This window comes from Spongiibacter thalassae, from assembly GCF_012272835.1.
GTDB lineage: Bacteria > Pseudomonadota > Gammaproteobacteria > Pseudomonadales > Spongiibacteraceae > Spongiibacter > Spongiibacter thalassae.
The window spans coordinates 386,529-406,259 of record NZ_JAAWWK010000004.1 but is presented as its reverse complement, the minus strand read 5'-3'; the positions used below and the strand labels follow the sequence as shown (position 1 = coordinate 406,259).

25 protein-coding genes are annotated in these 19,731 nt (G+C 56.4%); 12 read left to right on the top strand and 13 right to left on the bottom strand.

From position 1 onward, the window contains the following. The first annotated feature begins 18 nt into the window (after positions 1–18). From HCU74_RS13115 to HCU74_RS13105, 3 genes are read left to right on the top strand one after another with little or no spacing between them, the layout of a single operon-like run. On the top strand, positions 19–489 hold the full coding sequence (locus HCU74_RS13115) for a Fur family transcriptional regulator (protein WP_168450864.1): 471 nt from the start codon (positions 19–21) through the stop codon (positions 487–489). Beyond that, entirely contained in the window at positions 482–1,258 is a 777-nt protein-coding gene (gene znuC, locus HCU74_RS13110; RefSeq protein WP_168450863.1) for a zinc ABC transporter ATP-binding protein ZnuC, read from the top strand. Before HCU74_RS13115 ends, znuC begins: the two co-directional genes overlap by 8 nt. After that, entirely contained in the window at positions 1,251–2,051 is an 801-nt protein-coding gene (locus HCU74_RS13105) for a metal ABC transporter permease (protein ID WP_168450862.1), read from the top strand. The genes znuC and HCU74_RS13105 overlap by 8 nt, the downstream gene beginning before the upstream one ends. Here the strand turns inward: HCU74_RS13105 and HCU74_RS13100 are convergent. From HCU74_RS13100 to HCU74_RS13080, 5 genes are read right to left on the bottom strand one after another with little or no spacing between them, the layout of a single operon-like run. Beyond that, positions 2,045–2,710 (bottom strand): SCO family protein, encoded by a 666-nt coding sequence (locus tag HCU74_RS13100; RefSeq protein WP_168450861.1) that lies wholly within the window; start codon positions 2,708–2,710, stop codon positions 2,045–2,047. The two genes, HCU74_RS13105 and HCU74_RS13100, sit on opposite strands and share 7 nt — an antisense overlap. Beyond that, on the bottom strand, positions 2,703–3,626 hold the full coding sequence (cyoE, locus tag HCU74_RS13095) for a heme o synthase (protein WP_168450860.1): 924 nt from the start codon (positions 3,624–3,626) through the stop codon (positions 2,703–2,705). Before cyoE ends, HCU74_RS13100 begins: the two co-directional genes overlap by 8 nt. After that, positions 3,623–4,675: a COX15/CtaA family protein gene (locus HCU74_RS13090; RefSeq protein WP_246864621.1), complete on the bottom strand. Its 1,053-nt coding sequence runs from the start codon at positions 4,673–4,675 to the stop codon at positions 3,623–3,625. The genes cyoE and HCU74_RS13090 overlap by 4 nt, the downstream gene beginning before the upstream one ends. A gap of 26 nt (positions 4,676–4,701) precedes the next feature. Then, positions 4,702–5,319 (bottom strand): hypothetical protein, encoded by a 618-nt coding sequence (locus HCU74_RS13085; protein ID WP_168450859.1) that lies wholly within the window; start codon positions 5,317–5,319, stop codon positions 4,702–4,704. Then, complete coding sequence (locus tag HCU74_RS13080; RefSeq protein WP_168450858.1) at positions 5,316–6,056, bottom strand: SURF1 family protein; 741 nt, start codon at positions 6,054–6,056, stop codon at positions 5,316–5,318. The genes HCU74_RS13085 and HCU74_RS13080 overlap by 4 nt, the downstream gene beginning before the upstream one ends. Positions 6,057–6,106: 50 nt before the next feature. Between HCU74_RS13080 and HCU74_RS13075 the strand changes: the two genes are divergently transcribed. Continuing rightward, positions 6,107–6,349 carry a DUF2909 domain-containing protein gene (locus tag HCU74_RS13075; protein WP_168450857.1) on the top strand — a complete coding sequence of 81 codons (243 nt, stop codon included), beginning with the start codon at positions 6,107–6,109 and terminating at the stop codon, positions 6,347–6,349. 103 nt (positions 6,350–6,452) lie between these two features. Here the strand turns inward: HCU74_RS13075 and HCU74_RS13070 are convergent, their stop codons facing one another. From HCU74_RS13070 to coxB, 4 genes are read right to left on the bottom strand one after another with little or no spacing between them, the layout of a single operon-like run. Then, a complete protein-coding gene (locus HCU74_RS13070) occupies positions 6,453–7,433 on the bottom strand; it encodes a cytochrome c oxidase subunit 3 (protein WP_168450856.1) in 981 nt (326 codons plus the stop codon). A gap of 40 nt (positions 7,434–7,473) precedes the next feature. Then, the gene (locus HCU74_RS13065) at positions 7,474–8,037 is read right to left on the bottom strand and encodes a cytochrome c oxidase assembly protein (RefSeq protein ID WP_168450855.1); all 564 of its coding nucleotides are present in this window, start codon (positions 8,035–8,037) and stop codon (positions 7,474–7,476) included. 15 nt (positions 8,038–8,052) lie between these two features. Continuing rightward, the gene (ctaD, locus tag HCU74_RS13060; RefSeq protein WP_168450854.1) at positions 8,053–9,609 is read right to left on the bottom strand and encodes a cytochrome c oxidase subunit I; all 1,557 of its coding nucleotides are present in this window, start codon (positions 9,607–9,609) and stop codon (positions 8,053–8,055) included. Between the two features lie 11 nt (positions 9,610–9,620). Next, positions 9,621–10,784 carry a cytochrome c oxidase subunit II gene (gene coxB / locus HCU74_RS13055; protein WP_168450853.1) on the bottom strand — a complete coding sequence of 388 codons (1,164 nt, stop codon included), beginning with the start codon at positions 10,782–10,784 and terminating at the stop codon, positions 9,621–9,623. Positions 10,785–11,241: 457 nt separating this feature from the next. Between coxB and HCU74_RS13050 the strand changes: the two genes are divergently transcribed. Continuing rightward, positions 11,242–12,573 carry an MATE family efflux transporter gene (locus tag HCU74_RS13050; protein WP_246864620.1) on the top strand — a complete coding sequence of 444 codons (1,332 nt, stop codon included), beginning with the start codon at positions 11,242–11,244 and terminating at the stop codon, positions 12,571–12,573. A gap of 235 nt (positions 12,574–12,808) precedes the next feature. Beyond that, positions 12,809–13,129 carry a hypothetical protein gene (locus HCU74_RS13045; protein ID WP_168450852.1) on the top strand — a complete coding sequence of 107 codons (321 nt, stop codon included), beginning with the start codon at positions 12,809–12,811 and terminating at the stop codon, positions 13,127–13,129. A gap of 75 nt (positions 13,130–13,204) precedes the next feature. On the opposite strand, the gene HCU74_RS13040 is transcribed toward HCU74_RS13045, so the two are convergent. Continuing rightward, complete coding sequence (locus tag HCU74_RS13040) at positions 13,205–14,116, bottom strand: LysR family transcriptional regulator (protein WP_168450851.1); 912 nt, start codon at positions 14,114–14,116, stop codon at positions 13,205–13,207. A gap of 133 nt (positions 14,117–14,249) precedes the next feature. Between HCU74_RS13040 and HCU74_RS13035 the strand changes: the two genes are divergently transcribed. The 6 genes from HCU74_RS13035 (at position 14,250) to HCU74_RS13010 (ending at position 18,159) form a co-directional block, all read left to right on the top strand. Continuing rightward, positions 14,250–14,837 carry an FMN-dependent NADH-azoreductase gene (locus HCU74_RS13035; protein ID WP_168450850.1) on the top strand — a complete coding sequence of 196 codons (588 nt, stop codon included), beginning with the start codon at positions 14,250–14,252 and terminating at the stop codon, positions 14,835–14,837. Between the two features lie 23 nt (positions 14,838–14,860). Next, positions 14,861–15,748, top strand: a complete 888-nt coding sequence (locus HCU74_RS13030) for a pirin family protein (protein WP_168450849.1) — start codon at positions 14,861–14,863, stop codon at positions 15,746–15,748. A 91-nt stretch (positions 15,749–15,839) separates the two neighbouring features. Next, the gene (locus HCU74_RS13025) at positions 15,840–16,265 is read left to right on the top strand and encodes a CBS domain-containing protein (protein ID WP_168450848.1); all 426 of its coding nucleotides are present in this window, start codon (positions 15,840–15,842) and stop codon (positions 16,263–16,265) included. Between the two features lie 28 nt (positions 16,266–16,293). Beyond that, positions 16,294–16,458 (top strand): hypothetical protein, encoded by a 165-nt coding sequence (locus HCU74_RS13020; RefSeq protein WP_168450847.1) that lies wholly within the window; start codon positions 16,294–16,296, stop codon positions 16,456–16,458. Between the two features lie 36 nt (positions 16,459–16,494). Further along, the gene (locus tag HCU74_RS13015) at positions 16,495–17,718 is read left to right on the top strand and encodes a saccharopine dehydrogenase NADP-binding domain-containing protein (protein ID WP_168450846.1); all 1,224 of its coding nucleotides are present in this window, start codon (positions 16,495–16,497) and stop codon (positions 17,716–17,718) included. A gap of 3 nt (positions 17,719–17,721) precedes the next feature. Then, positions 17,722–18,159 carry a CBS domain-containing protein gene (locus tag HCU74_RS13010; protein ID WP_168450845.1) on the top strand — a complete coding sequence of 146 codons (438 nt, stop codon included), beginning with the start codon at positions 17,722–17,724 and terminating at the stop codon, positions 18,157–18,159. Here HCU74_RS13010 and HCU74_RS13005 read toward each other — a convergent pair. From HCU74_RS13005 to HCU74_RS12995, 3 genes are all read right to left on the bottom strand, one after another. Continuing rightward, entirely contained in the window at positions 18,140–18,937 is a 798-nt protein-coding gene (locus HCU74_RS13005; protein WP_168450844.1) for a TIGR01458 family HAD-type hydrolase, read from the bottom strand. The two genes, HCU74_RS13010 and HCU74_RS13005, sit on opposite strands and share 20 nt — an antisense overlap. 43 nt (positions 18,938–18,980) lie before the next feature. Then, on the bottom strand, positions 18,981–19,364 hold the full coding sequence (locus HCU74_RS13000; RefSeq protein WP_168450843.1) for a SpoIIAA family protein: 384 nt from the start codon (positions 19,362–19,364) through the stop codon (positions 18,981–18,983). 79 nt (positions 19,365–19,443) lie between these two features. After that, complete coding sequence (locus HCU74_RS12995) at positions 19,444–19,731, bottom strand: YheV family putative zinc ribbon protein (protein ID WP_168450842.1); 288 nt, start codon at positions 19,729–19,731, stop codon at positions 19,444–19,446.

Sequence of the window (19,731 nt, the reverse complement as noted above, 5' to 3'; positions counted from 1 at the left end):
GAGCGCTCCTTCTCAGTCATGTCCCTGAATCACAACCACCAACGCTGCATTGACGACGCAATGGCCATGGCCCGGCATCGCTGCAGCGAGCGCGGCGCACGTCTGACCCCGATACGCGCAGACATTCTCAAGCTGATCTGGGCCAGCCACCAGCCCGTGGGTGCCTATGACTTGCTGGAATCCCTGAGCGCCCGTAGCGAGAGGCGCAGCACCCCACCCACGGTTTATCGCGCCCTCGATTTTTTACTCGAGCAAGGCTTGATTCATCGCATCGCCTCATTGAATGCCTTTGTCGGGTGCAACGACCCCGGCCACGGCCACTCCGGGCACTTTCTGATTTGCAAGGACTGCAATAACGCCACGGAATTGCTCGCCGATGGGATAGGCACAGCGATACAGTCCGCCGCCCGCCAGCAAGACTTCACTATCGACAGCCAGAGCGTGGAAATCGTCGGTCGCTGCAAACACTGTGCAGGCCAAAATGACTGAACAGGCCCTGCTGCAGCTGCGTAATGTGTCGGCACAACAGGGTAGCAACACCTTGCTGTCCAACATCAACCTGAGCCTGAGCCGTGGGCAGATCATGACGGTGATCGGCCCCAATGGCGCCGGCAAGAGCACACTGCTGCGGGTGGCGCTGGGCCTGCGAAACTGTGACCAGGGAGAGGTGCAACGACGCCCTCATCTGCGCGTAGGCTATATGCCGCAAAAACTCAGTCTGAACCCGCTGATTCCCATCAGCGTCAGCCGCTTTCTGCGCATGGCCAATAACCGTCGCACCTCTATCAAGGACGCACTGCAGCGAGCCGGCATCTCCCACCTGGCCGACCGTCCGCTACACGATATTTCCGGCGGAGAAACCCAGCGTGTGCTGCTGAGCCGGGCGTTGCTGGCGCAACCCGAATTACTGGTGTTGGACGAACCCGCCCAAGGGGTAGATATTACCGGACAAACCGCCCTTTACGAGTTGATCGGCAAGCTGCGGGACGATCTCGACTGTGCGGTGCTGATGGTGTCCCACGACCTGCACTGGGTGATGGCACAAACCGACACCGTGATCTGCCTGAACCAGCATATTTGCTGCCACGGGCACCCGGAAACTGTCAGCAACGACCCGGAGTACCTGTCTCTGTTCGGTCGCCGCCACGCCGAGGCCATCGCACTGTATCAGCACGATCACGACCACCAGCACGATATGCACGGCGAAGTCATCCAGCCTTCGGATCACTGCGATCATAGCGGCCACCACCATGATTGATATTCTGTTATATGCTGGCATTGCCGGCTTGATTCTCGCGGCCATCTGCGGCCCTCTGGGGGTATTGGTCACCTGGCAGCGCATGGCCTACTACGGTGACACTCTGGCCCATTCCGCGCTGCTAGGGGTGGCACTGGGCCTCAGCCTGCAGATCGATATTCAGCTGGCGGTGTTGCTGGCCTGTCTGCTGATCGCCAGCTCCTTATTCGCCCTGCAACTCTGGCGGAACACCAGCCTCGACAGTCTGCTCGGTATTCTGTCTCACAGCAGCCTGGCACTGGGACTGGTCTGCCTGTCATTTATCGACGGCCCGGGGTTCGACCTCAACGCGTTTTTGTTTGGCGACCTGCTGGCGGTCATGCGCGACGACCTTTACCTGCTTGCGGCCATCGGTGGCGCGGCACTGGTATTGCTGGTGATATTCTGGGGCGACCTGTTGTCGATGATTGCCCACGCAGAACTCGCCGCAGTGGAAGGGGTGAAGGTACAGCGGCTGCGACTGCTGCTCATGTTGCTGATTGCGGCCACTGTGGCGGTAGCGATGAAGATCGTTGGTGTCCTGCTGATCAGCGCCATGCTGATTATTCCAGCCTCAGCCGCCGGGCGGCTCGCCCGCAGCCCCGAGCAGTCGGCACTGCTCGCGGCGCTGGTCGGCATGGTCGCGGTGTTGATCGGTCTTGGCGCCGCCTGGCACTTTGACAGCCCCGCTGGCCCCAGCATTGTCCTCACCGCCGGCCTGATCTTTATTATCAGCCACTTCGCCCCGGGGGCGCGGCGTGTCAGCAATCAGTAGTGTTCGCGAATGGTCAGGTAGGTCGTCTTTAACTTACTGATATTCAGAGGCGCCTTGAAGAAGCCCTGGGAGTGCCCCTGGGGATTCACCAGTGCAATATTGGCGCTGTGCTCAACCAGATAATCGGCGCCGCCACCGGGCACTTTGGCAAAGGGAATATTCAATGCCGTAGCAAAACGATGGATTTCCAGAAAATCCCCGGTAATGCCCTTGAAACTCGGATGGAAAAATTCCAGGTAATTCTTCAACTGCTCCGGCGTGTCTCTGGCGGGATCAACACTGGCTAACCAGATCTGGGTATTGGCCTGTACCTCTGGCTCCAACTCCTGATAAAACAGCTTCATTTGCGCCAGGGTGGTTGGGCAAATATCCGGGCAATAGGTAAAGCCAAAAAACAGCAGATTCCACTTACCCTTCAGGTCTTCCGGGGTAATAGTCGCACCGCGCTCATCAAGCAGACTAAAGCCGGGAATCAACCGAGGGTTCTCGTAAAGATAGGCCCCTTGGTCACGCAGCTCATCGCGGGTCATTACTCGAGCTTTGGTAAAGGCGTAGAAGAAACTACCCACCAAAAATGAGGAGATAACCACAATGCAAATCACGGTGGCGCGAATGCCGCGCTTTTGCTTCTGCGAATGGGAACCGTCGGTATTACTCATAGCCAGGCACCTCGTAGATTATCGTGGCGGGTAACATATAGTGGTCGAGCAACATCACCACAAATAACGCCATAAGATAAATAATCGAATATTTGAATGTTGCCATGGGAGCTTTCGGGTCTTTTCCCCGCAGCAGCACAATGGCCCAATAGATAAAACCTGCACCCAGACACACCGCGCCGAGCAAATACAGCGAACCACTCAGGCCCGTAGCGAAGGGGAGCAGGGTGACCACAAACAACAGGATGGTATACAGCAGCGTATGCAGCTTGGTGTAGCCAATGCCGTGGGTGACCGGCAACATCGGAATATCCACCTTGGCATAGTCGTCGCGACGGTGAATCGCGAGGGCCCAGAAGTGAGGGGGCGTCCACACAAAAATAATCAGCACCAGCAGCAGCGCGTGACCGTGCACTTCGTTGGTCACCGCCGTCCACCCCAGCAGGGGCGGGGCGGCCCCGGCAATGCCTCCGATCACGATATTTTGCGGCGTGGCTCGCTTCAGATAGAGGGTATACACCACCGCGTAGCCCAGCAGGGAAGCCAGGGTCAGCCAGGCCGTCAAGGCGTTGATCTCAATCAGCAAAATGGCCATGCCAAGCCCGCCGAGAATCGCAGCAAAGGTTGCCGCCTGCAGGGTGCTTAGCCGACCCTGGGCGATGGGGCGGTTATGGGTCCGCGCCATTTCCAGGTCGATGCGACGATCTACCAAATGGTTGACCGCAGCGGCCGACGCCGCACACAGAGCAATTCCGAGGTTGCCCAGAATCAGCACCTTCCACGGCACCATTCCCGGCACTGACATAAACATGCCAATCACCGAGGTCAGCAACATAAGCAATACAACATTGGGCTTGCACAGTTCGTAGTAGTCGCGCCAGCTAACGCGACCTTCTTCATTGGCAACCTGATTCATAAACGTACACCTCCGCGATTCACCTCGGCGGTGAACAGAAAATAGTTGGCACTCACTACCACCAACAGCAACAGCGCACCCACGAGGTTGTGAGCCACAGCGACCGCGATAGGAAAACTGAACACAATATTGCTGACACCCAGCAGTATTTGTCCGATCAGCACCACCAACAGCACCCAGGACATTCGGTTCGCCGCCATATGGCCGAGTCCGCGCAAGCGCACAAACATAAACAGCAGCACTATTGCGGTGAAGATGGCGCCAATTCGGTGGCTGACATGAATCGCCACTCGAGCGTCGTTATCCATGATGCCGCCAAGGTAGTTTGGGCCCACATGCTGGCCAATATTAAAGCCGCTGGCAAAATCCATCGGCGGTAACCAGGCACCCTGACAATGGGGGAAATCCGGGCAGGCGATGGCCGCATAGTTCGACGTTGTCCATCCGCCCAGGGCGATTTGCGCGGTCACTACCACAAGGGCCACCACCGCAAAGCGACGCAACGAACGCAGCCGCGCCTCGCCAATTGCCGGCACCTGCCAACGGTGGTTATTCAGCCTGAGCGTGAGCAACCACAGCAAACTGAGTGTGGTAAAGCCGCCCAGAAGGTGGGCGGTGACAACCTGGGGCCACAGCTTGAGCGTTACCGTCCACATGCCAAACATGCCCTGCAAAATAATAAAGCCGAGCAAAAATATTGGCAGTTTGAGCGGCTGTTGTGGCCCTCGATGGCGCACCGCGAGGACCAGCAGGGCAATGGTAAACAAGCCCAGACTGGTCGCCAGATAACGATGAATCATCTCCGGCCAGGTTTTATCGTGCTCAACAGGCGCGTGGGGAAACGCTTCATTCGCCCGGGCAACTTCGTGTTCTTCATTCGGCCAGAGGATATGACCGTAGCAGCCCGGCCAGTCCGGACACCCCAATCCCGCGTCGGCAAGTCGAGTGAATACTCCCATACCCAGTACGATAACCGCGACGAGACACGCACAAAACGCAAGGCGAAAACCGGGCTTGCGCAGTTCAGGCTGATTAAACAATTGCATCATGATGTTTTACCATTTCCAGCGGCGCACTACTTAAGCAGGCGCTTCATATCCTTCAATACATCCTTACCCAAGGCGGTCAGCGTATCCTGCTCGGTGTCCTGGGCACGGTAGGCCATCATCATCCAGCCGAGCGGGTCAATCACATAAAAGCTTCGATCATCCCGCGGCGACGCCGACATATGAGACAGCGCCTGCATGTAGTCCGGGCCGTCGGCATAGAGTACGGTTAAATCGCTATGCTCCGCCTCGAGAAAATCCCGCAACTCCGCTGAAATCCGACCATCCAGCGCGATATAAACACGCTCGACTCGTCCGGTTTTTTTACCCAGGGCAACATGGGTCTGGCGGGTGAGATAAAGCATACGCTCACAGGGGCCCGTACACGTCTGTCCGCCAACCACCGCCCATACCCATTTTGAATCGACCTGATCGAATAAAAACTCACTGCCATCAGTGCGCTTAAGATGGAGTTCTTCCATCTGCACCGGCGGCACAATAAGGGTGCCGCGATTCACCGTCGAGAAGTTGAGGATATTTTTCTGTGCCAGCACAAATAACAAACTCGACAAGGCGATAACCACAATGGGTATCGCCAGAATGACGGTAAGTTGTTTTTTTCCGGTAGCAGACCCTTCAGATGTCATCGCTTGCTCTCCTCGGCACTCGGCTTACGCCGCGTGAGAATATTACTGTTACGGATAATAAAGATCACACCAAGCACTGCGGCCATCGCAAACCACTGAACGGCATAGCCCCGATGCTTTTGCGGCGATACGTTAATCAACAGACGATCGGTTCGCAGAGCCCCTGGGCTGTGCTCGCTCAGGCGCAAAATTGTCGGCAGCAGCGAATCCACGTCTTCAGCGGCGCGGTCATAATCAAACCACTGACGACGGCGCGGCCAGTGCTGCTGATCCACTTCGCCGAGGCTGTAAGGCGTTTCCAGCGAGCGGTATAACTCGCCCTCTACACGCTGAATACCCTCGGGAAAATCCACCTTCGGCAGTGTTTGTCGCGACGGATCGGCGGCTATCCAACCACGCTCGACCAATAGGTGCCGACCGTCGGTCAATTTCAGGAGCGCGATTATCTCATAACCGAAACGTCCCTGCCGAATTCGATTATCCAACAACCAGTAGCGCTGACTGTCAAAGCGACCTTCGGCGAACACCGGGCGGTAATTCGGGTATTCCTCAAGGCTGCTGACATCGACGGGGGACAGACCCCGACGCTGCTCAGCGGCGTCCAGCAAGCGCTGCTTTTCCGCCGCCCGCTCCAGTTGCCAAAAGCCGAGACTGAGCAATACCGGTAGCATAAGAACAATCGCCAGCAGCGATTTCCAATCCAGTTGCCAGCGTAGGCGGGGCGCAGAGTCAGCCATATATTTGTTCCGATTGTGTATACTGCGGCAAATTTACGAGGAGACAGGTTATGTGGATAAAAGTCGTCATTGTTGTGCTGTTTATCGCCTTGTGCATCAGCCTGTTCAGCGGCCTGTTCTTTTTGGTGAAAGATCAGGGCAAAACCATGCGCACGGTGAATTCCCTCGGGGTACGACTCGCCATTGCGGCAACAATGATGGGCTTCCTGCTTTACGGCATTTATACCGGCGAACTCGGCTCCAATGCCCCCTGGGATCAGCGCCACGCTGAGGCCCTGCAAAACGATCAATAACGTTTTGTTGAACCCTCAAACAGACAGATACAAAATCGGCCGGAACCGCTAATTTGCAAGCAAATCAACGGGCCGGCCGTTTTCGGCACACTCTAAGCCGGGCTTAGAGGATGTAGACAAACAGGAACAGGAATACCCATACCACGTCAACAAAGTGCCAGTACCATGAAGACGCTTCAAAGCCGAACTGGTCGCTGGCGCTGAAGTGTCCCTTCGCTTTGGAGCGTACCAGCTGCACCAACAGCATAAAGGTACCCATTGCCACGTGGAAACCGTGGAAGCCGGTCAGCATGAAGAAGGTGGTACCGTAGACACCACTGTTCAGCTTGATGCCGTACTCAAACAGAGCTTCGTGGTATTCCATGTACTGCAGGTACAGGAAGATCACACCCAGAGCAACGGTGATCGCCAACCACAGGTTAAACTTCTTGCGGTTGTTTTCCTTGATGCCAATGTGAGCAATGTGACAGGTGAAGCTCGAGGTCAGCAGGATGATTGTGTTGTACAAGGGCAACCAGTGGCTCATATTGGCAAAGCCAGGGAAGGACAGGTGTTTGCCCGGGCCGGTAAATTCACCGTTGTTGGCTAAATGACCCGCTGCTGCCTGCGCCTGCACACCACCAATGGCGTCCTGGGGCGTATCCATCAGCGGCCAGCTGTATTCAAAGCCAGGCCACAACAGGCTGTTCATCGCACCAGCGCCTTCACCAGCAAGCCAAGGGCCTGACAGGTTGCGGATATAGAACAACGCGCCAAAGAAGGCGGCAAAGAACATCACCTCAGAGAAAATGAACCACTGCATGCCAATCACATAGGAGTGCTTGAGCTGAGCGCTGTTCATGCCCTGACGGTTTTCGCGGATCGCGGTTCCGAACCACACCCACAGGGTCGCAGCCATGTAAGCCAGACCAGCAAAAAGGATAAAACTTGAGTTGGTTTCCTCGCCGGGGCGGTAGGTGGCATCATTGATGACACTGGACGCACCGTAAACTATGGTAATCAAACCAATAGTTGCATTGATAGCAAGGCTACTCTTCTCTGGCACGTAGTAGGTTTCGTGCCCGGCACTGCTTTGACCTGCCATGTTTAAGTCTCCGTTTTCTCGCTTGAGAAAAATCTCTTTCCTAGTTCGATGCGGCCAGCGATTCCTGCTTGGCCGCCATCTCAGTTACATCAAAAATAGTATAGGACAGGGTGATGACGTGGATGTCCTTGGGCAAATCCCGGTCGACAATGAAGCGCAGCGGCATATCGGCCTCGGCGCCAGCCTCCAATGGCTGGTTGTTAAAGCAGAAACACTCCGTTTTGTGGAAGTATTCCGCCGCCCGGCTTGGCACGAGGCTCGGTATCGACTGCGACACCATAAACCGGCTCTGGGTGTTTTTTGCGTAAAACGTCACCTGAGCTGGCTCACCGGGGTGCACTTCTACCTGACTGGTATTGGGTGCAAATTCCCAGGGCATCATTTCATTGTTTTGCGCCACAAACTGGACCTTGACCGTGCGAGTGGTATCCACCGCACTTTCAACCACTTCGTAGCGCCCGCTGGTCTTACCGTTAATCCCCAGCACCTCGCACAACGCGTTGTACAGGGGCGGCATCACCCACATGGCAAAGGCGAACATCGCCACAGAAAGCACCAGAAGCTTGCCAGTGGTTTTTGCTACGTTTTTATTCGCCGTTGCCATTGCCTGCTACTCCTCTTACTTCACTTCCGGCGGAGTGCTGAAAGTGTGATAAGGGGCAGGGCTGGGTACTGTCCACTCAAGAGTGGTTGCACCGTCCCAAACCTTGTCGCTGTTAACCGGCTTGCCGTGGGTGATAGTCCGCACGATGTTGAACAGGAACAGCAGTTGGCTGGTACCGTAGATAAACGCACCGATGGACGACATCATGTTGAAGTCAGCGAACATCAGGTTGTAATCCGGGATACGACGCGGCATACCCGCCAGACCCACAAAGTGCTGCGGGAAGAAGGTCAGGTTGAAGCCGAGGAACGAAATCCAGAAATGCGCTTTACCCATAGTCTCGTTGTACATCTTGCCAGTCCACTTGGGCAGCCAGTAGTACACGGCTGAGGACAGGGCGAAGATCGCACCGGCAACCATGGTGTAATGGAAGTGGGCAACAACGAAGTAACTGTCGTGGTACTGGAAGTCAGCGGGCGCAATCGCCAGCATCAGACCAGAGAAACCACCTACGGTGAACAGGAATACCTTCGCGATGGCAAACAGCATCGGCGTTTCAAGGGTAATGGAGCCCTTGAACATGGTCGTGATCCAGTTAAACACCTTGGCAGCTGTCGGCACGGCAATCAGCATGGTGGCGTACATAAAGAACAGCTCACCGGCAATCGGCAGACCTACCGTGTACATATGGTGAGCCCATACGATGAACGACAGGAAGGCGATAGAAGCCGTTGCGTAAACCATTGAGTCGTAACCGAACAGCGGCTTGCGCGAGAAGGTCGGAATAACCTCAGACACCACACCAAAGGCGGGCAGAATGATGATGTATACCTCGGGGTGACCGAAGAACCAGAACACGTGCTGGAACAGAACGGGATCACCGCCACCGGCTGCATTAAAGAAGCTGGTGCCGAAGTGAATATCCATCAACATCATGGTGACCGCACCGGCCAGTACTGGCATTACCGCAACCAGCAGGAAGGCAGTAATCAACCAGGTCCAGACGAACATCGGCATCTTCATGTAAGTCATGCCGGGAGCGCGCATGTTTACAATGGTAGCGATGATGTTGATCGAACCCATGATGGACGAGATACCCATGGCGTGAACCGCAAATATAAAGAAGGTCACACTTGGCGGGGCATAGGTCGTCGACAGCGGCGCGTAGAACGTCCAACCGAAGTTAGGACCACCACCTTCCATGAACAGGGTAGACGCCAGCAACAGGAAAGTCGGCGGCAGAATCCAGAACGACCAGTTGTTCATCCGGGGCAGAGCCATATCCGGAGCACCGATCATCAGTGGAATCATCCAGTTCGCCAAGCCAACAAAGGCCGGCATGATGGCACCGAAAACCATGACCAGACCGTGCATGGTGGTCATCTGATTGAAAAACTCGGGCTGCACAATTTGCAGGCCGGGCTGGAACAGCTCCGCACGAATAATCATCGCGAAAGAACCGCCAAGCAAGAACATGGCGAAGCTGAACCACAAGTACATCGAACCGATGTCTTTGTGGTTGGTGGTCGTTAGCCACCGGGTCAAACCTTTAGCAGGTCCGTGAGCACCCATGGTGAATCCTCCTACTGACCTTTCTTGAATTTGTAAATATCGATTGGCTGCAGCATGTCACCCATGTTGTTGCCAAACCCATTGCGCTGGTAGGTAACAACGGCCGCAAGATCGACTTCGTTCAACTGACCACCAAAGGCCTGCATCGCACTGCCGGGAACACCGTTGACGACCACATCAAGATGGCCTTTTGTCGGGCCGGTGGCAATGGCGCTACCTGCAATGGCTGGGCCAACGCCGCCTTCACCCGCGGGGCCGTGACACGCCGCACAGGAACGGTTGTAGACCGTCTTGCCGCGAGCAACCAGCTCATCCATGGTGAATTCTTTTGACATCAGCGCTTTCAGCTCAGCGGCTTCCGCTTGCTTGCCAGCCATCCATTCCTGGTATTCGGCTTCTTCAACCACGTTAACCACGATGGGCATAAAGCCGTGGTCGCGACCACACAGTTCCGCACATTGACCGCGGTATACACCGGTTTCAGTGGCTTTGGTCCACGCTTCGTTGATAAATCCGGGAACCGCGTCGCGCTTGACCGCCAGGGCGGGAACCCACCAGGCGTGCAGTACGTCGTTAGCGGTAACCAGGAAACGAACCTTTTTATCGACGGGCAGTACCAGTGGCTCATCTACCTCGATCAGGTAGTTGGAGCCCTTGGCTTCGCTGTTAGCGATTTCCGCTTTATCGGTCAGCAGGTTGGAGAAAAAGCTGACGTTGTCGCCATTCGGGTTGATGTATTCGTATTTCCACTTCCACTGATAACCGGTCACCAACACATCGAGATCGGCATCATCGGTGTCGTAGATTTCGATCAAGGTTTTGGTAGCAGGTACTGCCATAACCAGCAGCAGCAGGAAAGGCACGATAGTCCACGCGATTTCAACGCGAGTATTTTCGTGGAAGGTGGCAGGCTCCTGATGACGCTCTTTGCGGTAGGCGAATACCGAGTAGAACATCACACCAAAGACGAGAATCCCGACAACAACACACACCCAGAATACAAACATGTGCAGGTCGTAGATTTTGGCACCGACTTCGGTAACGCCAGGCGTCATATTTAATTGCCAACGCTGTGGGGCTCCCTCGGTCGCCCAAGCGCCAGTACTAAGCAGGCTAAGCAGCATCAGCACAGGACAAAGCGCCAGCTTGGAAAGCCGTTTCGCTTGTTGATACATCTCCCGTGTCTCCGTATAAGTTTAAAGAACCCCTCGGCTTATCAGCGGCGAGGCAAAACACAATAGTTTCCCGTCGGAAAACGCGTTAGCGAAGTGGACTTTGAAACTGGACAGGAGGACTGCCGGGGGCCTCAAACCGAAGCTCACCGAACGCCTCTCCATTTATATTGTGCAGTGCCCGCACGCGTAGAATGAGCTTTGGGTGCGACAAAACGCCGCAATTATAAACCTTATAATTGGAGCAAGGCTACTACGCATTCAGTCCACAAACACATGCAGTGTGGGCATCAGGCGGGTTTATTCACATAAACTACACAAGCTAAGGGGTTTGAAGCTCACAACAACCACTAGATATAGAAAGGTGCTTGTGAAAATGAACTAAAAAAAAGTACTGTAGTCGGCACCAATTGCGTGCAACCAGCTCGAATTTGCCCCGCCCAACCACAGGGACAGTCCGTTGACCGGAAATCTGAATCCACCCCCACCGCTGCCCCAACGCTTTTGGGGACTGGCCTGGCCGATGATCCTCGCCAATCTCTCAATCCCGATGCTCGGACTGGTGGACACCGCGATTCTCGGCCACTTGCCCGACAGTCGCTATCTCAGCGCTGTCGCCCTGGGCAGCAGCCTGCTGGCCTTTACCTACTGGGCCTTTGGCTTCCTGCGCATGGGAACGACCGGGGCCAGCGCGCAAAGCGAGGGCGAGGAGGCCAGCGCCCTGCTGGTGAAGGCGCTTTGCCTGGGCCTTGTCATTGGAGTGATGGTAGCAGGCAGTGCGCCCGCGCTGCGCAGCTGGGGCCTGACCTTAATGAACGCCCCCGCCAACCTGCACGGGCTGGCCGCGGAGTACCTGTCTGTTCGTTTGCTCTCGGCCCCGGCGGTAATGGCAACCTACGCCGCTGTCGGCTGGCTGACCGGCCAACAGAATACCCGCGCCGCGCTGTATATCGCCGTGACCACCAATAGCCTGAATATTGTTCTGGACCTGGTGTTTATCGTCGCCCTGAACATGAACAGCCGGGGCGCCGCCATCGCCAGTGCCGTCAGTGAAGTCGGCGGCCTACTACTCGCCGGCTACTTTCTTCGCCATTCACTTCGCGTCGGTCTGGCGCTGGGGCTCCGTCGCTGCCTGACCCTCGGCATATCACTGCACCGGTTTCTTGGCAGCAATTTTCATCTGTTCATACGCACCACGGCACTGCTGTTCAGCTTTTCATTCTTTACCGCCCAGGGTGCCGCCCTTGGCGAAACCATACTCGCCGCCAACGCCCTGCTATTGCAACTGGTACTCGCCTCAGCCTACGGCATGGACGGCTTCGCCCATGCCGCAGAGGCTTTGGTCGGGCGCGCCCACGCCAACCGCGATCTCAGGGAATTCAAACAAGCCAGTCAGCTGTGCTGGCGCTGGTCGCTGTACTGCGCGGTCGGCGCAAGCGCCTTACTGTTGTTCGCCAAACCGCTAATCCTTTCCGCCATGACCAGCCTGCCCGAGGTCTACGGCCTGGCGAGCCTCTATTATCCCTGGCTGGTGGTTTTGCCCGTTCTCAGCGCCAGCTGCTATACCCTGGACGGCATCTTTATTGGAGCCATGCGCACTCGCGCCATGCAAGTGAGCATGCTGCTCTGCGTTTTTGGCGTTTACCTGCCCCTGTGGGCACTTACCCAAAACTGGGGCAACCACGGCCTATGGTTCGCGTTCGCCTGCTTCAATACCTGCCGCGGACTCACCCTCGCCTGGGCATTTCGTCGACTGTTACGGGAAGCCCGATGGGAAGCCGCTTGCAAGTAACACCCAAACACACCTAAGTAACACTCTGACGACACCGTGCAAAGTATAAAACCCAAATCACCAAAATTTTACTAACTCTTTGTTTTATATACTAATACCAATATAAAACACCAACCAAACCCGCGCGAGAACACAAAATTTATTGCATCACAACAAAAAACTTCTAGCATTAGGTGTGTATTTTGGTATCATCCTCAACACAAAGCGCAAAACTGTCAGTTATGGAGTATGACAAATGCCACACGCCGCCAAATTACTGCTCGCCGCAGCAAGCCTTTTGCTTTCATTCAATGTCAGCGCCGCATGCTCTATGGCCGCCATTATGAACGCGCCGAAAATGCCCGCCGCCAGTGAAGCCAGCTTCGAAGAGGTCGCCGAGCTGCATACCCAGGTAGACCGTTATCTCGAAAAGGCCAGCAGCCGCCTGGAAAGATGTGCAGACATCTCCGACCCGTTTCTGTACAACGTCGCCGTGGATTACCTGAACCGCGTTGCCGCCAACTACAACTCCCTGGCACAGGCTCACAACACGCAGATCACACTGTCAGCACGATAGATTTTTTAAACAAACCACCCAGGTTTTTTGGGCGCAGCGACGAAAGTCCTGCGCCCTTTTTTATGTCTGAGTTTTTTATGCCCCCACTCCACTGGCGCTGAGCGAAGCCGCCGCGGCGATAAGCAACTCTTCGGCCCGCAGCGCCGCCGGGCCGGCGCAATCCCGATCCGGCAGAATCAAAAACAATTCGGCATACCGCTCTCCTCCAACCTTCAGCGGCAAGGGCAGCAATTCACCTTTCAGCAATTCCTCCCGCACAAATACCTCGGGCAGCCAGGCAAAGCCCAGGCCCCGGGCGACAGCTCGGACCGACATATCCATGCGGCTGACCGTCAATCGTTGCGCCGCCTCCAGCCAACCCGAGTCCCGCCGCTTACGCTGACCGGAGTCGCGCACGACCACCTGGCGAAAGGGGCGCAAATCCTGAAACTCCAACTCTCGACCGAGCCGGTGCAAGGCGTGCTGGCAATGAGCAACAGCAATAAATTTCACCCTCAACAAGGGGCGCCCCAAAAACCCCGGTGGAACAACTCCGGTGATGGCGATATCACAGCGCTGCTCCAGCAGGGCCTCTTCGGCGCCACTTAACACGGTTTCCACACACTCGATGCGGGTGTCCGGGCAATCCCGGCTCAACACCTCCAGGCAGTCCAGCATGGCATGGGCCGGAAACAGGGCGTCGCTGACAATCCTCAATTGAGGCTCCCAACCCGCCGCGATCGACTGGGCAGAACTCTCCAGGCGCATTGCCTCATCGAGCAATGTACGCCCCCGCCGATACATTACCTGTCCCGCCTCAGTCAGCTCTGCCTTGCGCCCGCGAATCTCAAAAATTGACACCCCGAGCTGCTCCTCCAGCTTCTGGATCGCATAGGTCACCGCCGACTGGCTTTTGTGCAAAGCCTCAGCCGCCCTGGCATAACTTCCTTCATCTACGACAGCGAGAAAACAATGCCATTGATCGAGACTGGTGCGAGGTCCACGCATACCCCAACTCCCTATACATCTAATTTTTAGATATTTTAAAGCGACAAATTGCGCTTTTTAAACAACTTAATCAATAGTTAACTAACTCCACGGCAACAGGGGCCCAAATCCGCCCACTACCAAGGAGCACAAGATGACTAAATTACTGTTAATCACCAGCAGCCTTAACGGCGAGTCCAGCCATTCCAGCCAGATGGCCAACGAGTATCTGGCAACCCGGCGCGCTCGCGGCGACCAACTGGAAGTCACTCACCGGGACCTTCACGCCAACCCCATTCCCCACCTGAGCGGCGAACGGTTCACCGCCTTTACCACCGAGCCCGAGCAACGCAGCCGCGCCCAACAGCAGGTGGTTGACGAATCCGATGCGCTTATTAATGAATTGCGCAGCGCTGATGAGGTCGTGATCGGCCTGCCGATGTACAACCTCGGCGTACCCTCAACCTTTAAAGCCTGGATCGACCACGTTGCGCGGGCTGGCGAAACCTTTCGCTATACTGAAAAAGGACCTGTGGGGTTACTTGAGGATCGCCCGGTGACCGTATTGGCCGCCCGTGGAGGACAGTACCAGGGTACCGAAATGGATACCCAAACCCCCTATGTCCGCCATATTTTTGGACTGTTTGGCATAAGCAATCTCCACTTTATCTATGCCGAAGGACTGAATATGGGCGAGGCAGAAAATGCCAGACAGTCGGCCCGCCTGGCCATGGCCAGCTGAAACCGGAGCCAGGGAGACACCCGATGACACACCGAGCGATCCAACAGATTATTGCGGCCATCCCGGTGTCAGACGGCGCCGGGGTTCGCCTTAAACGCAGCCTGGGGCAGTCGAGCGCCACCCGGCTGGACCCTTTTTTGATGCTGGATGAATTTGTCAGCGATCAAGCTGACGATTATATCGCGGGCTTTCCCGCTCACCCCCATCGGGGCTTTGAAACAGTGACTTATATGCTCGCCGGGCACATGCTGCACGAAGACCACATGGGCAACAAAGGTCACCTGCGCGACGGCGATGTACAGTGGATGACCGCAGGGCGGGGGATTATTCATTCAGAAACCCCGCAGCAGGAAGCGGGATTGATGCATGGCTTCCAGCTGTGGATCAATTTACCCGCCGCCGAGAAAGGGCGCGACGCGGCATACCGCGATATCGCTGCTGCGCAGATTCCGCGCCACACGCTCGACGACGGTATCGAACTGCGGCACATTGCCGGGACAGTCACCCTGGTAGAGGAGGGCACACCCCTAAGCGGATTTATCAATGGCCAGGACGGCCAGCAGTTGACCACCGATCCGGTCTACCTCGACCTGCGCTTTTCCCGCGCCGCGTCGCTGCAACTGGCGCTTCCTCCCGAACATAATGCCTTTGTCTATGTCTATGGAGGAGATGTGCACGTGGGCGACAGACAAATCACAGCGGGGCAGCTGGGGGTTCTCAGCACGGGGGACTTGCTCAACCTCGAGGCCAAAGAGCGCGCCAGCCTCCTGGTACTGGCAGGCAAGCCCATCGGCGAACCGGTTGTGCAATACGGGCCCTTTGTAATGAACACGTCGGCTGAAATCGAACAGGCCTTGCGGGACTACCGCGACGGACGCCTTTGTGAGGGCTGCGCACCACCTTCGCCATAGATAGCGTCTATTATGATTATAGTCTGTAGCCACTCACAGTTTCACAATGGGCCGAGTATAGTAAAAGCGGAACGAACAAGGAGTAGCAGCTATGAGTACCAGTATTCGCGTTCGAGACATCATGACCAGCCCAGCACCCTTTGTGCTGGCATCCACGCCATTGGGCGAAGCGGTGGAAACCCTGCTCAAGCATCAACTGATGGGCCTGCCGGTCGTCGATGACAATCGCACAGTCATCGGATTTGTGTCGGAACAGGACTGTATTCATGCAATGCTGGTGAGTAGCTATCACTGTGAGGGCGCACCGAATGTCCACGACGTGATGCGCCATGAAATTTTAGCGGTTGACCCCGAGCGCAATATCGTCGATCTGGCCCAGGAAATGGGGCATAACAAACCCAAGTCCTACCCCGTACTCGACGACGGCAAGCTGGTGGGCTTGATTACCCGCAGCGCGATTCTCGCCGCCCTGTGGGAAAATCGCGCAACCTGCGACGCCCCGGCCCGCCAGGCCTGAGCACACGACACTAACGGGACACGCTGCCATGAAAACTCTGCTTTCAGTGGTCTTTCTGTGCGTCACACTGAGCGCCTGCAGTAGCGGCGCCTACGACGACGAACGCGAATGGCGCCTGAGTCAGTGCGAGAATATTCTCGACGACGATGACCGCGCCAAATGCATCCGCAACACCCCCTACTACACACAATAATTTCGCGCCCTGAAGGGCCTTTTACCGGGAGTCACTGTGAAGCCATCTCAGTATGAAATCGTCATCTACGGCGCAACCAGCTTTGTCGGGCAAATTATCTGCCAGTACCTCAGCGAATACCGGGAAGAACCCGCCATCCGCTGGGCGATAGCCGGGCGCTCTGAGTCCAAACTCAAGGCACTGCGCGACACCTTGCCCGGCACCCAGCCGGATATTCTGGTCGCCGATGCCGAAGACGAAGCTGCTCTGCGCAAGCTCTGCGAATCGACCTCGGTCATCGCCAGCACCGTGGGGCCCTACGCACTATATGGCGAAACCCTGCTGCGGGTGTGTGCCGAAAGCGGCTGCGATTACTGCGACCTTACCGGCGAAGTGCAATGGATACGCCGCATGGTCGATCGCTATCAGGCCACCGCCGAGGCCAGCGGCGCCCGCATTGTCAACTGCTGTGGCTTTGACTCTATTCCTTCGGATATTGGCGTGTTGTACACACAGCGAGAGCACCGCGCCCGGTTTCAGCAACCCAGCACCGACATTCGCATGCGTGTAAAAGCTGCCAAAGGCGGGCTGTCAGGGGGAACCTTTGCCAGCCTGATGAATGTGATGAAAGAGGCCGCCAACGACCCCAAACTGCGCAAGGAGATGGCCGACCCCTATTCTCTGTGCCCGGGCATCGCCAGTAAAACCCGCCAACACAACCCCGGCCTGGCGGAGTTTGACAAGGTCAGTGGAAGCTGGACCTCACCGTTTATCATGGCTGCAATCAATACCCGTGTTGTCCAGCGCAGCAATTTCCTGCTGGGTGGTATTTATGGCGAAGGCTTTCGCTATCAGGAGTCGATGATTATGGGGCGCGGCTTCTCAGGTCGGCTTAAGGCCAGCGCTTTTGGAGGGGGCTTGGCCGCGTTTATGATGGGGGCTGCCATCAAACCCGGCCGCTGGGTACTGGAGAAACTGCTGCCTGCGCCGGGCGAAGGCCCCAGCCCCGAAGAGCAACAGAGCGGCTTCTACGATTTGCGCTTTTTCGCCTGCGCCGACGATGCGGTAACCCTGCGCACCAAGGTCACCGGCGACCGCGACCCCGGCTATGGCTCCACGGCGAAAATGATCTCCCAAGCGGCAATTTGTCTGGCACGGGACATCGCCCCCGAGCACTGTGCCGGCGGCTTGTGGACTCCAGCCAGCGCCATGGGCGAAAAATTGCTGGCGCGACTGGAAAGCCACGCGGGCTTGACCTTCAGTACACTGGAGGAGGGCTGAGCCATGCGCATCGGTGAGCTGATGAGTCATCCCCCGGTGACCATTGGCCCCGATGACCGCCTGTTAGTCGTCAGGGAAATATTTCATCACACCGGTTTCCACCACCTGCTGGTGGTGGAAGAAAAGCAGTTGGTCGGGGTGGTATCAGACCGCGACTTGCTGCGCGCCATCAGCCCCACTTTGGGCACCCCTATTGAACATGCCCGCGACCTCGCCACGCTGAATAAATATGTGCATCAGATTATGAGTCGCAAACTGGTGGTTCTCGGGCCCGACGACGATATGCAACAGGCAGTCGCCATTTTCAACCAGCAGCCAATTTCCTGTATTCCGGTGGTCGATAGCAACCATCACCCCTTGGGCATTCTCAGTTGGCGGGATATTATGCGCTGGCTGGGCAGCCTGAAGGAGGCGCCCACAGCTATCCCGCCAAGCCGCTGACAAGTGCCGGCAAGTCGGCAATGCCATTAATACAAAAGGCTGAGGGTGCCATGTCTTCATCGCCCCGACGGTATTTACCACTGCGCACCAGACAAGCGCGCAAGCCGGCATTTTGTGCCCCCAGCACATCGCTGAGCACATCGTCGCCCACCATCAATACGCCGTCGTCATCCACTCCCAGCGACGCGGCCACATCCTGAAAAAAACGCGCTGCAGGTTTACCGATAATCGTGGGCTCAACATCCGCCGCATATGCCAGTGCACGAATAAACGGACCAGCGTCCAAGTGGCGCCGACCTCCGCTGCTGTAATAGCGATTATCACCCACCGCGATCAACGGGGCGCCTGACTGCAACAGCTGAAATGCGTCGTCCAGTACCCTGTAGTGAAAGTGTTCGGCGGCGTCAAAGACCACCACAGCATTGGGCTTGTCTTGTGGAATATCACTGAATTCCGCCTGCAGGGCAGGGGTACAGATCAGGAAAGGGCGCAGCTGCTCAGTAAGGAGATAGTGCCGTACCGCCGTGGGCGCCGTAATCAGTTGCTCCGACCTGAGGGCAAACCCCAGGCTGAGCATTTCAGCCAGCACCTCGCTCCGTGTGCGCTTCGAGGTATTGGTAAGCAGTCGCACCGGCAGCGACATCGTCGCCAGCTCGGCCAATGCCGACACGGCGCCGGGCAGCGCCTGGCCGTCTTCGGTAAGTACCCCGCCGATATCCAGCAGCAACGCAGATATCGGCGAATCCCCATACTCTTCAACTTCGATATTACTCGACATCGCCACCCTCCCTGCATCCCGGGCTGGGGTTTGTTAACGATTGTTAGCCGGAAAATGCCCCTACATCCCGCTCGCTTACCCAGATCAAGGCCTCATCGTGCTGAATGGGGGTAAAGTGTTCAATTTCTATATTGGGGGTCCAGTGGGTGATGATCTGCGCGGCTCGCCGATACCATTGGGTATCACTGACCAGAGCAGTGCGGGTAAAGTGCCCGAGAAAGCAACTCAGCAGGCGCATTTCCTTGAGTAAACCCCGCAAGGTGAAGCCCTTGAAGTGATCGAGTTCGATGTAAACACCAAGGCTTTCATGGTCTTTGAGCTTGCGTTTGACTTCGACCAGCACCCGCTCCATGTCCTGATGATTGACCTTTCCGCTCACTTTTACGCCGACCACATTCCCGATAGGAATCGGCAGTAGCTCCAGCATCGTACTTCCTCCACGTATCATTAGTGATAAGTATAGATAAGCAGCGACGACTTGCGTTCTTCAAAGTGTAACTATTGCCCTAATGGTCGCGCCGGGAAGCACCATCGCGCGGGTCGATAATAGACACCACCCTCACTTCGTCCTCGTGGGGCAGCGCTTCTTCACCCACACGGGGCTGGTTTACCCGGGTCGCCGGCTCGGCGGTCGCAGGCGCTTCATCGTGAATCGTCTCGGTATGTCCGCAGCGAACGCATTCCCGTTTCTGCTCAGTATCAGACACTCGATACATCACCGTTTTGTCCATCTCCGCGCATTTGGGGCACACCGCCCCCGCAATAAAGCGCCGTGGTCGAAATTCCGTTGCCAT

Coding starts and splice junctions, on each gene's coding strand:
- HCU74_RS13070 (WP_168450856.1), bottom strand. CDS start 7,433: ATGGCAGGTCAAAGCAGTGCCGGGCACGAAACCTACTACGTGCCAGAG.
- coxB (WP_168450853.1), bottom strand. CDS start 10,784: ATGTATCAACAAGCGAAACGGCTTTCCAAGCTGGCGCTTTGTCCTGTG.
- HCU74_RS13025 (WP_168450848.1), top strand. CDS start 15,840: ATGAGTACCAGTATTCGCGTTCGAGACATCATGACCAGCCCAGCACCC.
- HCU74_RS13030 (WP_168450849.1), top strand. CDS start 14,861: ATGACACACCGAGCGATCCAACAGATTATTGCGGCCATCCCGGTGTCA.
- HCU74_RS13080 (WP_168450858.1), bottom strand. CDS start 6,056: ATGGCTGACTCTGCGCCCCGCCTACGCTGGCAACTGGATTGGAAATCG.
- HCU74_RS13105 (WP_168450862.1), top strand. CDS start 1,251: ATGATTGATATTCTGTTATATGCTGGCATTGCCGGCTTGATTCTCGCG.
- cyoE (WP_168450860.1), bottom strand. CDS start 3,626: ATGAATCAGGTTGCCAATGAAGAAGGTCGCGTTAGCTGGCGCGACTAC.
- HCU74_RS13115 (WP_168450864.1), top strand. CDS start 19: ATGTCCCTGAATCACAACCACCAACGCTGCATTGACGACGCAATGGCC.
- HCU74_RS13010 (WP_168450845.1), top strand. CDS start 17,722: ATGCGCATCGGTGAGCTGATGAGTCATCCCCCGGTGACCATTGGCCCC.
- HCU74_RS12995 (WP_168450842.1), bottom strand. CDS start 19,731: ATGGCAACGGAATTTCGACCACGGCGCTTTATTGCGGGGGCGGTGTGC.
- HCU74_RS13020 (WP_168450847.1), top strand. CDS start 16,294: ATGAAAACTCTGCTTTCAGTGGTCTTTCTGTGCGTCACACTGAGCGCC.
- HCU74_RS13085 (WP_168450859.1), bottom strand. CDS start 5,319: ATGACATCTGAAGGGTCTGCTACCGGAAAAAAACAACTTACCGTCATT.
- HCU74_RS13065 (WP_168450855.1), bottom strand. CDS start 8,037: ATGGCAACGGCGAATAAAAACGTAGCAAAAACCACTGGCAAGCTTCTG.
- ctaD (WP_168450854.1), bottom strand. CDS start 9,609: ATGGGTGCTCACGGACCTGCTAAAGGTTTGACCCGGTGGCTAACGACC.
- HCU74_RS13075 (WP_168450857.1), top strand. CDS start 6,107: ATGTGGATAAAAGTCGTCATTGTTGTGCTGTTTATCGCCTTGTGCATC.
- HCU74_RS13005 (WP_168450844.1), bottom strand. CDS start 18,937: ATGTCGAGTAATATCGAAGTTGAAGAGTATGGGGATTCGCCGATATCT.
- HCU74_RS13090 (WP_246864621.1), bottom strand. CDS start 4,675: ATGATGCAATTGTTTAATCAGCCTGAACTGCGCAAGCCCGGTTTTCGC.
- HCU74_RS13000 (WP_168450843.1), bottom strand. CDS start 19,364: ATGCTGGAGCTACTGCCGATTCCTATCGGGAATGTGGTCGGCGTAAAA.
- HCU74_RS13100 (WP_168450861.1), bottom strand. CDS start 2,710: ATGAGTAATACCGACGGTTCCCATTCGCAGAAGCAAAAGCGCGGCATT.
- HCU74_RS13045 (WP_168450852.1), top strand. CDS start 12,809: ATGCCACACGCCGCCAAATTACTGCTCGCCGCAGCAAGCCTTTTGCTT.
- znuC (WP_168450863.1), top strand. CDS start 482: ATGACTGAACAGGCCCTGCTGCAGCTGCGTAATGTGTCGGCACAACAG.
- HCU74_RS13040 (WP_168450851.1), bottom strand. CDS start 14,116: ATGCGTGGACCTCGCACCAGTCTCGATCAATGGCATTGTTTTCTCGCT.
- HCU74_RS13035 (WP_168450850.1), top strand. CDS start 14,250: ATGACTAAATTACTGTTAATCACCAGCAGCCTTAACGGCGAGTCCAGC.